Here is a 13,755-nt window from a genome sequence, read left to right as displayed (position 1 = left end):
TTGTGCTGTCTTTGCAGTCGGGGTGTCCATGAATTCGTTCCTTACGATGATCGTGGGGACGCCCATCCGCTTGCGCCATCCTTCCATCCGGGTCATTGCCTTGCCCATGCTGGCTTCCCTGGGTGTCGGATACGAGCTGTCGTCCTCTTCCAATCTGGTGACTCACGCCGGATCGTTGCTGCTATTGGGCCTGCTAGGCTTTCAATGCTGGCGAATGCAGGGCCAACGATGGCCAAGACCGCAAGCTGCTGCCCACACACCGCCCGAGGTGGTCGAGCCCACTTCCAGGGCGCAAATATTGTCATCCCAGGTGTTGCAAGCCTGTGGCGACGCCGTGGTGGTGAGCGACGGCCTGGACCGCATCGTCATGGTCAACCCCGCTTTCCTGACGATGACCGGGTTGAGTCCTTCCGAGGTCGTGGGCCACAGCGCCGAGTTGCTGGGCATGGCACCCTTGCGGGATTCCCACCTGAGTGGCGTGCGTGCCTCGCTGCAAGCGGCCTTGCGCTGGTCGGGCGAAAGCACCCAGACGTGCGCCGATGGCCAGCAGATCGACACCTGCCTGACCGTGACCGCGCTGCGCAACGAGGCGGGCCAGATCACCCAGCACATCCGCACCTTCAACGACATCACGGCCCTGAAGCAACAGCAGCGCATGCTGGCCGAACAGGCTCGCCACGACAGTTTGACGGGCCTGCCCAACCGCCGCGCCTTCACCGAGCGCCTGCAGCAGGCCATGTCGCGGGCCCGCCGCCAACCCCAGACCCTGGCAGTGCTGTATGTGGACCTGGACGGCTTCAAGTCGGTGAACGACCGCCACGGACACGCGGTGGGCGACCAGCTGCTGGTGGAAGTCAGCCGCCGCCTGGACGCCTGCGTGCGCCTGACCGATTGCGTGTGCCGCCTGTCGGGCGATGAATTCACCGTGATCCTGGAAGGCGCGGGCCACCCGGACGAGGTGCAGCGCATCGGCAACCGCATCCTTGAACGCCTGAGCTCGCCCCATCTGCTGGACGGACAACGTGTGGTGGTCACGCCCAGCATTGGCGGCACCCTCTTCATCCTGGGCGACAACGCCAACACCCTGTGCCAACGGGCCGACGCGACGATGTACGAGGCCAAACGCGCAGGCAAGGCCAGGTTCGTCCTCAATCTTCACCAAACGGAGAAGCGGCAGGCCCAGGTCACTTGATTTGGGGGGAAAGCGCGAGTCGTCCCCGTGATCAAGGGATGCACCATGACTGGGCGATGCGACAAGAGCCGATGGGCGGCTGGTATAAACACCGATCCCGATCAAACGCCCTTTTCCATACCGGCCCTGCATGAATCGACCCACCAACGCCCTCTCCGCCCCTGACGCCGCCAAGACCTCTGCCGTGCCCCGCGTCGTCATCGTCGGTTGCGGCTTTGGCGGTCTGGAAGCGGCCCGGGTGCTGTCCAAGGCGGCGGTCGAGATCATCGTCATTGACCGGACCAACCACCACCTGTTCCAGCCCCTGCTTTACCAAGTGGCCACGGCGGGTCTGCCCGCCCCCGCCATCGCCGGCCCGATTCGGCACATCCTTCGCAGCGAGATCGCGCGGGGCAATTTGACGGTGCTGTTGGGCGAGGTGATGTCGATCGACACCGCGTCGAATTGCGTGGTGCTGGACGGCGGCGAACACCTGCACTTTGACCACCTGATTTTGGCCTCGGGCGCCACGCACAGTTACTTTGGCCGTGACGACTGGGCCAAGTACGCCCCGGGCTTGAAGACCTTGGGCGATGCCTTCACCATCCGCCGTCGGGTCCTGACCGCTTTTGAGCAGGCCGAGCGCGAAACCGACGTGGTCAAACGCGAGCCCTGGCTCACCTTTGCCATCGTGGGCGCGGGGCCCACGGGCGTCGAAATGGCCGGCACGCTTTCGGAGATCGCCCAACACACCCTGAATGCCGAGTTCCGCCGCATTGATACGCGGCGCGCCCGCGTGATCCTGCTGGAAGGGGCGCCCAAGGTGCTGGGCACCTTCCCGGAAGACCTGTCGCAACGCGCCAAAGAGCAATTGGTCGATCTGGGGGTGGAAGTGATGGTGGGCGCCAAGGTGACCAACATCACCGCGTTTGGCATTCACTACGACACCGTGACCCCGGCCGCCGATGGCACCAACCAGACGGTCTCGCACTTCCTGCCTTCGCGCACCGTGATCTGGGCGGCCGGTGTGGCCGCCTCGCCACTGGGCCGCTCATTGGCCAAGAGCACGGGCTGCGAAGTGGACCGCGCCGGACGGGTGATTGTTCAGCCCGAATTGAACCTGCCCAACCACCCCAACATCTACGTGGTGGGCGACCTGGCCAGCGCCAAAAGCTACCTGGACCCGAAGAACCCCACCATCGTTCCCGGTGTCAGCCCGGGCGCCAAGCAGATGGGCCGGAAAGCCGCCAAGAACATCATCCGCCGCCTGCAAGGCAAGGATGCCGGGGCCTTCCGTTACCTGGATTACGGTGCACTGGCCACGATCGGACGGCGCGCCGCCATCGCCTCGGTCGACGTGCCCTTCACCTCCATCAAGGTCAAGTTCAGCGGTTTCTCGGCCTGGCTGTTCTGGCTGTTCGTGCACGTCTACTTCCTGATCGGTTTCCGCAACCGGCTGGTCGTGTTCATGGACTGGGCCTGGGCGTATTTCACTTCGCAGCGGCACGCGCGCATCTTCATCGCGCCCTATTTGCGAGACACCCACCAACAAGCCGCTGCCCGCAGCGACCCACCGGCGCCACCGGCCTGAGGCAGATCATGGCAACATAGGGCCATGACTTCCTCGACCATTCCCCAGCGCCTTTCGGCCTTGCGCCAACACATGAGCCAGCAAGGCTGGCACGCCTGCCTGGTGCCCAGCAGCGACCCGCATTTGTCTGAGTACCTGCCCGACCGTTGGCAGACGCGCGAATGGCTGAGCGGCTTCACCGGTTCGTCCGGCACCCTGATCGTGGGCGAGCAGCAAGCGGCCTTGTTCACCGACAGCCGCTATTGGGAGCAGGCCGAGGCCGAGCTGGCCGGCAGCGGCATCGCCCTGTTCAAGCTGGAGGGCGCGGCCGTGCCGGCCTATGTGTCCTGGCTGAAGGCCCTGAACGTGACGGCACCACAAGCCCAGTTGGCGGTGGACGGCGCGGTGTTGGGTTTGGCCCTGACCCAGTCTTTGAACGAAGCGCTGGCCCGCGAGAACTGGATGCTGGTCACGTCCACCGACCCGGTCGAGGCCATCTGGGTCAACCGGCCTGCGCCGCCTTTGGTCCCGGTGTTTGAACACACCCTGCCGCATGCCTCAACGCCCCGCGCCAACAAGCTGGCTGCCTTGCGACAGGCTTTGGTCGCCAAAGACGCCACCCACCACTGGATCGCCACGCTGGACGACCTGGCCTGGGTGCTGAACCTGCGCGGGGCCGATGTCGACTACAACCCCGTCTTCGTGGGCCATGCCCTGGTCTCGTTGGACAGTGCGACCTTGTTCGTGGCCGAAGGCAAAGTCTCTGCCGACATCCAGGCACGCCTGGCTCAGGATGGCGTGCAGTGCCAGCCTTACGACCAGGCCCTGGCCGCCTTGCGCGCCCTGCCTCCCAACGCCCGCCTGCTGATCGATCCCAAGCGCATCACCTGGGGATTGCGCGAAGCGGTGCCGGCCAGCGTCACCGTGATCGAATCGATCAACCCGACCACCTTGGCCAAATCGCGCAAGACCGACGCCGAGGCGACCTTCGTGCGTGAGGCCATGGAGCGCGACGGCGCCGCCATGTGCGCCTTTTATGCCTGGTTTGAATCGGCCTTGGGCTCAGCGCATGTCAGCGAACTGACCGTTGACGAGCGCCTGACCGCCGAGCGGGCCAAGCAACCCGGCTTCGTATCGCTGAGCTTCCCGACCATCGCGGGCTTCAACGCCAATGGTGCCCTGCCGCACTACCGCGCCACACCCGACAGCTTTGCCGTGCTGAGCACCCCGCAAGGTTTGACGGCGCCAGGTTTGCTGTTGATCGACTCTGGCGCGCAATACCTGGGCGGCACCACCGACATCACTCGCGTGTGGGCCATCGGCACGCCGACCAAAGCGCAGCAGCGCGACTTCACCCTGGTGCTCAAGGGCACGATGGCCTTGTCGCGCGCACGCTACCCGCGCGGCACCTTGTCGCCCATGCTGGACGCGATCGCCCGCGGGCCGCTGTGGGCCGAGGGCATCGATTTTGGACATGGCACCGGGCATGGCGTGGGCTATTTTTTGAACGTGCACGAGGGCCCGCAATCGATCTCGAAAGCCGTGCCCGAGGCCACCATGGCCATGCACCCGGGCATGATCACCTCGATCGAGCCGGGCCTTTACCGCCCCAAGCAATGGGGCATCCGCATCGAGAACCTGGTGATCAACGTGCCGGTGGCGCCCAGCGTGCCCAACACGGCGCCAGGCGACCCGGAGCATGGCGAGTACCTGGCCTTCGAGACGCTGAGCCTGTGCCCCATCGACACGCGTTGCATTGATTTGTCGCTACTTCGCGCCGACGAGATCGACTGGCTGAATGGCTACCACGCACAGGTGTTGAAGCGCCTGAAGCCCTTGGTCAGCGGTGCTGCCCTGGACTGGCTGGAAAAACGCACCCAGCCGGTCTGAACAGACGGGCTCAGGACATCACGACAGGGCCGCCCTTGGCCAACGCGCGCTGGTAAGCCGGGCGGGCCACCATGCGGGCCTTGTACGCCGCGAGTCGCGGGTAGCGGGCCTGGTCGGCACCGCGCGACATGGCGGCTTCCACCGCGAAGCTCATCTGGAAATCGGCCACCGTGAGGTGATCACCCGAGAACCAGGTGTGCGTGGCCAGGTGCTGCTCCATGAACGCAAATGCCGCGCTGAGGTTGGGGTCGACCAGCTTGGCGCGCACCTGCTCGCACATCTTGCGGGCAATGGGCCGCACGAAGAAAGGCATGGGCTGGGTGGGGATGGCCAGGAACACCAGCTTCATCACCAACCAGGGCATCAGCGAGCCCTCGGCATAGTGCATCCAGAAACGCGACTGGGCGTATTCAGGCGTGCCTTTGGCCGGCTGCAAATGGGCCAGATCACCTTGGGCCTGGGCGCCGTACTGGTCCACCAGGTGCTCCAGGATCACGGCCGACTCGGCAATGGTTTGCCCGCCATCGGTGATGACCGGTGACTTGCCCAGCGGGTGCACGGCCTTCAATTCAGGTGGGGCCAGGCGGGTGACGCGGTTGCGCTTGTAGATCTTGAGCTCGTAGGGCACGCCCAACTCTTCAAGCAGCCACAGCACGCGCTGCGAACGGGAGGTTTCCAGATGGTGCACGGTGATCATGGTGTCAAGCATAAACGGCGCCAAAAAGTTTGCCCACGCCGGCCGTCAGGCCCATGGCCAGGGCGCCCCAAAAGGCCACGCGCACTGAGGCCTGCAGCACACCAGCCCCGCCCGCCTTGGCGGACAAAGCGCCCAAGCCGGTCAGGCACAGCAAGGAGATGCCCGCCACCAGTGGCGTGAGGTGAGCCGGCGGCGCCAGCCAGGCTGTGAGCAGTGGCAAGGCTGCCCCGGCCGCAAAGGTGGCGGCCGAAGTGAATGCTGCCTGCACAGGGCGCGACACCACCGTGCTGGAGAGCCCCAACTCGTCCCGCGCATGGGCGCCCAATGCATCGTGCGACATCAACTGCGTGGCCACTTGGTGGGCCAGTTCGGGGGTGAGGCCTCGCGCCACGTAGATCGACGCCAGTTCAAGGTGCTCGGATTCAGGCTGGGCATGCAGCTCGGCTCGCTCGCGGGCCAGGTCTGCACGCTCGGTGTCGGATTGGGAGGCGACCGAGACATACTCGCCCGCTGCCATGGACATGGCCCCCGCCACCAGCGCCGCTGCTCCGGCGATCAACAGCTCGTTCTGGCCTGTGCTGGCCGCCGCCACACCCAGCATCAGGCTGGCGGTGGACACGATGCCGTCATTGGCGCCCAGCACGGCGGCGCGCAGCCATCCTATGCGTTCGGTGCGGTGCAGCTCGGGGTGGGTGGTGCGAGGCATGAGGCTCCTGCTTGGTCGGGTGAAGACCCATCGCCATCGATCACCATCACGGGGGCAAAGCCACCGCCCGGGGTGCGAAAGTTCGTGGTCTGGCCAGAATACATGCGCGCCGCCAGCAACTGCACCTCGCTGTTGTAGGCGTAGGCGCGCACGTCAAATTTCAGGTCTTTCAAATCGCCATCCACTTGCGCCACGCGTTGCCCTGGTGGCACCAGCGCCTGGGCCACGAAATCGCCCGCCAGGATGTCGGACCAGACGCCCCGGGTGAGTTTTTCACCCCGGTAGGCGGCCTTGCCCGCGTAACCGCCCACAGGCTTGAAGAACAGCTGGCGGCGTTGCGCCCACAGGTCATCCGCCTTGTCCTCGGTCACCAACTGGGTGTGGGGCACGCCCGCGCTCAGCAGCGCACGATCACTCTCTGAAACGCCCCAGGCTTGCAAGGCGGCGGCGTCACTGAGGGCGATCAGGTTTCGTTTATCAGCAAACAAGGCGTGGGCGCGTGGGTGCGGGGTCAACACCACGCCATCGGCTTCGAAAGCCGCACGCAGGGCTTGGTGCGGGGCCTCGCTCAGGTAGAAATCAGTCAGGCGGTTGTAGACCATGTCCACCGCCTTGCCCTGGTGCCACAACTGGCCATCACGCCACTCAAGGGCCGCCGGATCCGCAATGCTGGCGGCCACGCCATGCCGCTCGAACAGTTGTTGAAACAGCGTGAATTCGGGCGCCAGATACTGTGCTTCGGGCTGATCGTCCACGATCACGACCGACCGCCACGGTGCGCCGCCCCGTTGCAGCCGCCACTCGGCAGCGAACATGTCAAAGAACACTTGCTCTTGCGAGTCCCGGCTGATCTGTTTCAGGGGGAAGGCCCAGTCCATTGCCTCACAACAGGCGTGCTGGGCGTGGGCCAATGCCGCGTTCAGCAAGGCGCCGCCCGCGTTGGTGTTGATCTCGATCAGTTGCGGCCCTCGGGCCCCAAGGTGGAAGTCATAGCCCATGAAAACGCCCAAAGGCGCCACGGCGCGCTGGGCAATGGATGGCGCTCGGGCCAGGGCCCGCGCCTGGTACTGCGGCAAAGCGATGACCCGCTCGATGGCTTTCACCATGTCCACAATGCGCCGCTGAACGGTGCTGGACAAGAACACCATGGTGGAGGAGAACAGGTGCGGCCGCGTCTGCACCAGGCGTTGCGCCAGTCCCGCCAGGCTGGGGTCCCGCTCAAGCTGTTCGCGCAGCAGGTCCGGGCTCAAGGTCCGGCAATGGCATGCCTGATTCAAGGCCTCGGCGACGTCGGAGTTGACTGGCAAAGAGGCTGTCATGCTCAGGCCTGGCAAGGACGGGTGAACGGCACCTTGACCACCTGCACGGTGACGTGGTCGATGTCGAACTGCTCATGCAAATGTTGCGTCATGTCCTTCAAGAACACATCATCAGGTTGGCCGGCGGGCATCACCAGGTGCGCGGTCAAGGCCACCTCGGAACTGCCCATGGCCCACACATGCAGATCGTGCACACGGTCGATGCCCGGCAGCGATTGCAAATACCCTTTGACAGCGCCCAGGTCGATCTGCTCGGGCACGCCATCGAACAACAGGTGCATGGATTGTCGGAAAAGGCCCCAGGTGCCTGCCACGATGACCGCGGCAATGACCAGGCTGACGGCGGGATCCAGCCAGTTCCAGCCAAACCGCAAGGTCAAGCCGCCCGCGATGACCACACCCAGTGAGACCAGCGCATCGCCAGCCATGTGCAAGAAGGCCCCGCGGATGTTCAGATCATGTGCACTGCCGCGCATGAACAGCAAGGCCGTGGCCGTGTTGACCACGATGCCAATGCCGGCCACCACCATCACGGTGGTACCTTGGGTGGGCACGGGCGAGCTGAACCGGCCCAAGGCCTCCCAGGCCAGCGAGCCCATGGCCACCAACAGCAACACGGCGTTGGCGAACGCCGCCAAGATGGACGCCCGCTTGAACCCATAGGTGTTGCGCGAACTGGGTTGCACCTTGCCCGCCAGAGCACCGCCCCAAGCCAAAACCAGGCCGGCGACGTCACTGAGGTTGTGCCCGGCATCGGCCAGCAGGGCCAGCGAGTTGATCTTCCAGCCGTAGAACGCTTCGATGCCCACGAATACCGCGTTCAACCCAATGCCGATGGCGAAGGCCTGGTTGAAATTGGCGGGCGCGTGGACGTGCGCATGGCCATGATCATGCTTGTGGTGGGCGTGGTCGTGTCCGGCGCTCATGAACGGAACTCCTGGTGTCTCATCGGATGAATGGTCTCACAGAGGATCATGATGCTTGAAAGTGCAGGATTTGCAGCAACACATTGATCTACCATCGTTCCGTTTCCCATGCTACCAACCTTGATCGACCAACGTGAGCGCCCGACACCCTGCCCTCTCAGTCACCATCCCGGCCCACAACGAAGAACGCTTCATTGGCAAGTGCATTGAAAGCGTCTTCCAGTCGGCCCAGAAGGCCGGCCAGCACGTGGAAGTGGTGGTGGCGCTGAACCGTTGCACCGACCAGACCGGCCTGATCGCCGAGTCATTGGGCGCCCGTTGCGTGGTCGAAGACAAGAAATGCATCTCGGCCGTTCGCAACGCGGCGATCCGCGCCAGCAGCGCGCCCGCCATTGCCACCATCGATGCCGACAGCTGGATGTCAGAGAACACGGTGGCGGCCGTGTTGGACCATGTGCATGACCCCCGCTATGTGGGTGGTGGCTCGATGATCACGCCAGAACGCATGTCCGTGGGCCTGTTCTTCAGCGCCATGACCGTGCTGCCTTACGTGATCAAGCACCGCTTGTCGTACGGCATGTTCTGGTTCAAGAAAGACGCGTTTGAGCAACTGAACGGCTTTGATGAAAACATGGTCAGCGTTGAAGATGTGGACTTCGCCTTGCGCCTGAGGGCCCTGGGCCGCCAGCGGGGCCAGCAATACGGCACCATCTGGCGCCATGGCATCACCACCTCGTGCCGCAAGTTCGACACCTTTGGCGATTGGTATTTTTTCAAGAACCCGGGGCTGGTGCGCCGCATCTTCGAAGGCGACCGCGCGGCCGCAGATCATTTCTTCTATGACGTGGACCGTTGACCGCCGCTAACCGCCCAGCACCTGGTACAGGGTCACCAGGTTGGTGAGACGATTCAAGCGGTTTTGCGCCAGGTTGTTGGTCGCCACGCGCCGGGTTTCCTGCGCATCCAGCCAGGTCTTCAACGACACGGCGCCTGCACGGTACTGGATCTCGCTCAAACGTTCTGATTGCAAGGCGGCCGTCAATGAAAGCTGCAGTTGCCGGGCCTGCACTTCCAATTGCGTGCGCGCCGACAAGGCGTTCTCGACATCGGCCAAGGCCTGGTACCAGGTTTGCCTGAAACCCAGCACGGCCTGCTCGTAATCCGCCTGCGACACGGCCACATTGCGCTGCATGTCGCGCCACTGGATGAAGGGCAAGGCCAGGCCTGCGCCCAAGGTGGCCAAGGGGTTGTTCAAGACGTTGCTCAAGGCATTGCTGGTGCTGCCCAGGCTGCCGGTCAGGCTCAAGGTTGGGTAATAGCTGGTGCGCGTGGCATCCACCTTGGCCAGGCTGCTGCGCAGGCGCAGTTCGGCCGCGCGCAGGTCTGGCCGGCGTGCCAGCACCGACGCCGGCAAGCCGGCTTCAACCGCTGGCAACGCGATGTCCGGCAGGCGCTGGACTTCACCCAGCGTCTGGCTGGGTGGTTTATCAAACAAGATGGCCAAAGCATTGCGCGCTTCCACGCGTTGCTGCACCAGTTGGGATTGGCTGGCTTCCTGGCTGGCCAGTGTCTGCTGGGCTTGCGCCTCTTCCAGGCCGGTCACGCTGCCGGCCACGTGCTGCACCTTGACCAGCTCCAGCGTCTTTCGAGCGTAGTCAATGCTTTGCTGGCCTGACTCGATGCGCTGGTTCAGATAAGCCACCTGCCAGTACAAATTGGCCGTGGTGCCGACCAGCGACAAGGCCGCCGCAGCACGGTCTTCCTCGGTGGCTTGGGCTTCCCAGTCGGCCATGTTGCGCTGAGCCGCCAGGCGGCCCCACAAGTCGGCCTCCCAGCTCACGCCTGCAGTCACGCCCGTGCTGCGCGTGGTAGGCCCACGTTCCAGCAACCGGCTCGCCGACGTGTTGGCGCCCAGGCTGATGGAGGGCAGCTGCGCACTGGCGGCCAGCCCCGCCTGCAATTGGGCGCGGCGCACCTTGAGGGCGGCCACGGCCAGGTTGTTGTTGCGCTGCAGGGCCTCGTCCACCAACTGCGTGAGCTGGGTGTCGCCAAAGCGCTCCCACCAACGCTCGGCCACCACGGCTTGGGTGCTGGTGGGCGCGGACGCCGAGCTGGCCTGCTGTTGCTGCCATTGCACTGGCACCGCCACATTGGGCGTGCGGTAGGCGCTGGGGCTGGCGCACGCGGCCAGCATGGCCACCACCGCGAGCGCCACGGCGCGTCGGACCCAGGAAGAATCATTGGTCATGAACAAAGGCTCCATCTGATTTCAGCAGCATCAGCGCGACAGCGCATCCACAGGGTCCAGCCTGGCCGCGTTGCGCGCTGGCAGGAAGCCGAACAGCACACCGATCAACGACGACACTGCGAAGGCCAGCACGATGGTGGACACCGAATACACCAGCTTGAAATTGCCGCCGCTCACCGCGTCAAAGATGAGGCCAATGGCCAGCGCCAGCGCAATGCCCAGCAGACCGCCAATCAGGCAGACCAGCACGGCCTCGATCAGGAACTGCCTCAGGATGTCGCTCTGGCGCGCGCCCACCGCCATGCGCACACCGATCTCTTGTGTCCGCTCGGTCACCGACACCAGCATGATGTTCATCACGCCGATGCCGCCCACGATCAGCGAGATCACGGCGATCGACGAGATCAGCAAGGTCAAGGTGGCGGTGGTGGTTTCGATGGTCTGCCGGATGCTGTCGCTGTTGCGCACAAAAAAATCTTCGCTGCCATGGCGTTGCTTGATCAGCTTGACGATGCCCTGCTCGGCGGCTGATGACGACACCGTGTCGCTGACCCGCACCGTGATGTTGCGCAGGTTGGACTGCCCCAGCAAACGGCGCAAGGCGGTGGTGTAAGGCACCCACACGTTCAGGCTGTCGCTGGCCATGAAAGCGCTTTCTTGCGGCGCAGTCACGCCCACCACGCGCACCGGCACATTGCCCAGGAAGATCACCTGCCCCACCGGGTCCTCATTGGGACCGAACATGGTCTTGGCGGTGGTGGGATCAATGACCGCCTCCTGGGTTTGGCGGCGGATGCTGTCGGCGTCGAAGGTCTGCCCTTGCGCCAGCGTGTAGCCCTTGACCCGGAAGAACTGGTCGCCCACCCCCGTGATGCTGGCCGTGGCCTCCACATTGCCGCGCCGCAAAGTCACGCTGGTGGCGACGGTCGGGGTCACGCTGTCCACATAGCCGAGCTGGGCCAGCGCATCGGCATCGCTGGGCACCAAGGTGCGGATGCGCCCCGCTTGTCGATCGCCAAAATTCTTGCCCGGAAAGATGTCGATGGTGTTGGTGCCCATCGCGCTGATGTCCTTGAGCACCCGCTCGCGCGTGCCCTGCCCCAGCGCCACCATGGACACCACCGAAGCGATGCCGATGATGATGCCCAGCATGGTGAGCAAGGTGCGCAGACGGTGGCCAGCCATGGCGCGCAAAGCCATGGTGAAAGCTTCGGTGAAGCGGTCCCAATGGGCGCGCCAGGGGTGTGGGCTGTCAGGCGTGTTGTTGCTCAGAATGGCCGTGGTCACGGCATCGCCGTCCTTGAGGCGGTCTGCCACGATCTCGCCATCGGCGATCTCGATGATGCGCTGTGCGTGGTCGGCCACCTTGGGATCGTGCGTGACGATGATGACCGTGTGGCCCTCGGCGTGCAGCTCGCGCAAGATGTTCATCACCTCCGCGCCGCTGACGCTGTCCAGCGCGCCCGTGGGTTCGTCGGCCAGGATGACGTCGCCGCCATTCATCAGCGCCCGCGCGATGCTCACGCGTTGCTGCTGGCCGCCCGACAACTGGCCGGGTCGGTGCATGGTGCGCTCGCCCAGGCCCAAGCGGGTCAGCAAGGCCTGCGCACGCTGGTGGCGCTCTTCCGCGCCGTGGCCTGCGTAGATGGCCGGGATCTCGGTGTTGCCCAGCGCGGTCAGGTCGCCCAGCAGGTGGTAGCGCTGGAAGATGAAGCCGAAGTACTCGCGGCGCAAGCGCGCCAGACCATCGGGCGCCAGTTCGCTGGTCTCGTGGCCCGCCACGAAATACGAACCGCGGCTGGGCCGGTCCAGGCAGCCTAGGATGTTCATCAAGGTGGACTTGCCCGAGCCCGAGGCGCCCATGATGGCCACCATCTCGCCCGCGCGGATCGACAGGTTGAGCCCCTTCAGAACGGCCACCTTGCCTTCACCAGACGGAAACTCGCGCCAGAGGTCTTTCACCTCCAACAAGGCTTGTGTCATGTCAGGCCCCGTGCTCAGAACATCGGGCCGCCGCGGCGGGCCCCGCTGCCACTGCCTGCCGCGCCAGCCTCGCCCACCACCACCTTGTCACCGGCCTTCAGACCTGAGAGCACCTGGGCTTGCACGCGGTTGTTCAGGCCGATCCTGACCTTGCGGGGCACCACTTTCTGCTCGTCGCCCTCGCCTTCCAGCACGCGCACCGTGTATTCGCCCTTCACCGCCTTGTCCGACAAGGCCGTGGCGGGGATCAACAAAGCATCCTTGGCCTTGGCCAGCACGATGAACACCTGCGCCGTCATGGCCACGCGCAGCTTGCCATCCGGATTCGGCACTTCAAACAGCCCGTTGTAGTAGATGGCGGTCGCCGTGGTGGAGGTGCTGGTCGACGACGTGGTGGTGTCGGTCTGCGACGAATCAGGCACCGGTTCGATGGACTTGAGCTGCGCCTCATAGCGCTTGTTCGGCTCGCCCAGGATGGTGAAGTACACCGGCAAACCAGGCTTGACACGCACCACGTCGGCCTCCGAGATCTGCGCCTTGATCTGCACGGTGTCCAGCTTTGACAACTTGATGATGGTGGGCGCCGACTGGTTGGCATTCACCGTGCGGCCCTCTTCGGCCAGCACAGCCACCACCACGCCATCGATGGGCGCGGTGATGCGCGTGTAGTCCAGGTTGACGCGCGCCGTGTCCAGTGATGTCTTGGCTTGCTGGATCTGGGCGTTGTACACCGAGATATCGGCCTTGGCGGTGGCCAGCGCGGCTTGCGCGTCTTCAAAGTCAACGGCTGATCCGGCGTCCTGCGCCAGCAGGCTTTTCTTGCGCTTGAACGACAACTCGGCCTGCGTCAGGGTGGCCTGCTTGGCCAGCAACTGCGCCTGCAGCAAGGCAATCTGAGCCTGGGCATTTTGGTAAGCGTTTTGCTGCGTGGTGGAGTCGATCTCCGCCACCAACTGGCCCTTGGTCACTTTGTTGCCCAAGGCCACGTGCAGCTTCTTGATCTGCCCTGACACCTGCGCCCCCACGCTCACGTCCTTGAAGGACTTGATGGTGCCGCTGGCCAGCACGGTGTCCTCCATGTCGCTCACCGCCGCGGTGGCGGTGATCACGTCCGGCTTGGCCGGCGCGGTGAAGAAAGCTTTTTTGACGCCCCACGCAGCGGCGGCCACCACCAGGGCACCCAGCACCACGCGCGTCGGCGTGAACCAGGTGGATTTGATTTTTTTCATGAAGACCAGTCTCGCC

The 13,755-nt window shown here is 64.6% G+C and carries 11 protein-coding genes; 4 read left to right on the top strand and 7 right to left on the bottom strand.

What is annotated here, in order from left to right; translation table 11 throughout:
* Nucleotides 1-28 precede the first annotated feature (28 nt).
* The 3 genes from LQ232_RS06945 (at nt 29) to LQ232_RS06935 (ending at nt 4,631) form a co-directional block, all read left to right on the top strand.
* Nucleotides 29-1,192 (top strand): sensor domain-containing diguanylate cyclase, encoded by a 1,164-nt coding sequence (locus LQ232_RS06945; RefSeq protein ID WP_230179529.1) that lies wholly within the window; start codon nt 29-31, stop codon nt 1,190-1,192.
* 130 nt (nt 1,193-1,322) lie between these two features.
* On the top strand, nt 1,323-2,762 hold the full coding sequence (locus LQ232_RS06940) for an NAD(P)/FAD-dependent oxidoreductase (RefSeq protein ID WP_230179528.1): 1,440 nt from the start codon (nt 1,323-1,325) through the stop codon (nt 2,760-2,762).
* A gap of 24 nt (nt 2,763-2,786) precedes the next feature.
* Nucleotides 2,787-4,631, top strand: coding sequence for an aminopeptidase P family protein (locus tag LQ232_RS06935; protein WP_230179527.1), 1,845 nt, complete (start codon nt 2,787-2,789; stop codon nt 4,629-4,631).
* A gap of 10 nt (nt 4,632-4,641) precedes the next feature.
* On the opposite strand, the gene LQ232_RS06930 is transcribed toward LQ232_RS06935, so the two are convergent.
* The 4 genes from LQ232_RS06930 to LQ232_RS06915 are packed head-to-tail and all read right to left on the bottom strand — an operon-like array spanning nt 4,642 to nt 8,279.
* On the bottom strand, nt 4,642-5,328 hold the full coding sequence (locus tag LQ232_RS06930; RefSeq protein ID WP_230179753.1) for a glutathione S-transferase family protein: 687 nt from the start codon (nt 5,326-5,328) through the stop codon (nt 4,642-4,644).
* A gap of 4 nt (nt 5,329-5,332) precedes the next feature.
* Complete coding sequence (locus LQ232_RS06925) at nt 5,333-6,034, bottom strand: VIT family protein (RefSeq protein WP_230179526.1); 702 nt, start codon at nt 6,032-6,034, stop codon at nt 5,333-5,335.
* Nucleotides 5,989-7,353, bottom strand: coding sequence for a hypothetical protein (locus LQ232_RS06920; RefSeq protein ID WP_230179525.1), 1,365 nt, complete (start codon nt 7,351-7,353; stop codon nt 5,989-5,991). Before LQ232_RS06920 ends, LQ232_RS06925 begins: the two co-directional genes overlap by 46 nt.
* A gap of 2 nt (nt 7,354-7,355) precedes the next feature.
* Nucleotides 7,356-8,279: a cation diffusion facilitator family transporter gene (locus LQ232_RS06915; RefSeq protein WP_230179524.1), complete on the bottom strand. Its 924-nt coding sequence runs from the start codon at nt 8,277-8,279 to the stop codon at nt 7,356-7,358.
* Between the two features lie 133 nt (nt 8,280-8,412).
* Here LQ232_RS06915 and LQ232_RS06910 point away from each other — a divergent pair, with 133 nt between their 5' ends.
* On the top strand, nt 8,413-9,135 hold the full coding sequence (locus LQ232_RS06910) for a glycosyltransferase family 2 protein (protein WP_230179523.1): 723 nt from the start codon (nt 8,413-8,415) through the stop codon (nt 9,133-9,135).
* Nucleotides 9,136-9,141: 6 nt separating this feature from the next.
* Here LQ232_RS06910 and LQ232_RS06905 read toward each other — a convergent pair whose 3' ends face one another.
* The 3 genes from LQ232_RS06905 to LQ232_RS06895 are packed head-to-tail and all read right to left on the bottom strand — an operon-like array spanning nt 9,142 to nt 13,739.
* Complete coding sequence (locus LQ232_RS06905; RefSeq protein ID WP_230179522.1) at nt 9,142-10,527, bottom strand: efflux transporter outer membrane subunit; 1,386 nt, start codon at nt 10,525-10,527, stop codon at nt 9,142-9,144.
* Nucleotides 10,528-10,557: 30 nt separating this feature from the next.
* Entirely contained in the window at nt 10,558-12,510 is a 1,953-nt protein-coding gene (locus tag LQ232_RS06900) for a MacB family efflux pump subunit (protein ID WP_230179521.1), read from the bottom strand.
* 14 nt (nt 12,511-12,524) lie between these two features.
* A complete protein-coding gene (locus tag LQ232_RS06895) occupies nt 12,525-13,739 on the bottom strand; it encodes an efflux RND transporter periplasmic adaptor subunit (RefSeq protein ID WP_230179520.1) in 1,215 nt (404 codons plus the stop codon).
* Nucleotides 13,740-13,755 lie beyond the last annotated feature (16 nt).

Source organism: Aquabacterium sp. CECT 9606 (genome assembly GCF_918741295.1).
Lineage (GTDB): Bacteria > Pseudomonadota > Gammaproteobacteria > Burkholderiales > Burkholderiaceae_C > Aquabacterium.
This window is presented reverse-complemented; position numbering and strand designations above follow the sequence as displayed.

What these genes read in the sequence shown, in the direction of transcription:
- LQ232_RS06920 (WP_230179525.1), bottom strand. Translation starts at nt 7,353, where the DNA reads ATGACAGCCTCTTTGCCAGTCAACTCCGACGTCGCCGAGGCCTTGAAT.
- LQ232_RS06915 (WP_230179524.1), bottom strand. Translation starts at nt 8,279, where the DNA reads ATGAGCGCCGGACACGACCACGCCCACCACAAGCATGATCATGGCCAT.
- LQ232_RS06900 (WP_230179521.1), bottom strand. Translation starts at nt 12,510, where the DNA reads ATGACACAAGCCTTGTTGGAGGTGAAAGACCTCTGGCGCGAGTTTCCG.
- LQ232_RS06925 (WP_230179526.1), bottom strand. Translation starts at nt 6,034, where the DNA reads ATGCCTCGCACCACCCACCCCGAGCTGCACCGCACCGAACGCATAGGA.
- LQ232_RS06935 (WP_230179527.1), top strand. Translation starts at nt 2,787, where the DNA reads ATGACTTCCTCGACCATTCCCCAGCGCCTTTCGGCCTTGCGCCAACAC.
- LQ232_RS06905 (WP_230179522.1), bottom strand. Translation starts at nt 10,527, where the DNA reads ATGACCAATGATTCTTCCTGGGTCCGACGCGCCGTGGCGCTCGCGGTG.
- LQ232_RS06940 (WP_230179528.1), top strand. Translation starts at nt 1,323, where the DNA reads ATGAATCGACCCACCAACGCCCTCTCCGCCCCTGACGCCGCCAAGACC.
- LQ232_RS06930 (WP_230179753.1), bottom strand. Translation starts at nt 5,328, where the DNA reads ATGATCACCGTGCACCATCTGGAAACCTCCCGTTCGCAGCGCGTGCTG.
- LQ232_RS06945 (WP_230179529.1), top strand. Translation starts at nt 29, where the DNA reads ATGAATTCGTTCCTTACGATGATCGTGGGGACGCCCATCCGCTTGCGC.
- LQ232_RS06895 (WP_230179520.1), bottom strand. Translation starts at nt 13,739, where the DNA reads ATGAAAAAAATCAAATCCACCTGGTTCACGCCGACGCGCGTGGTGCTG.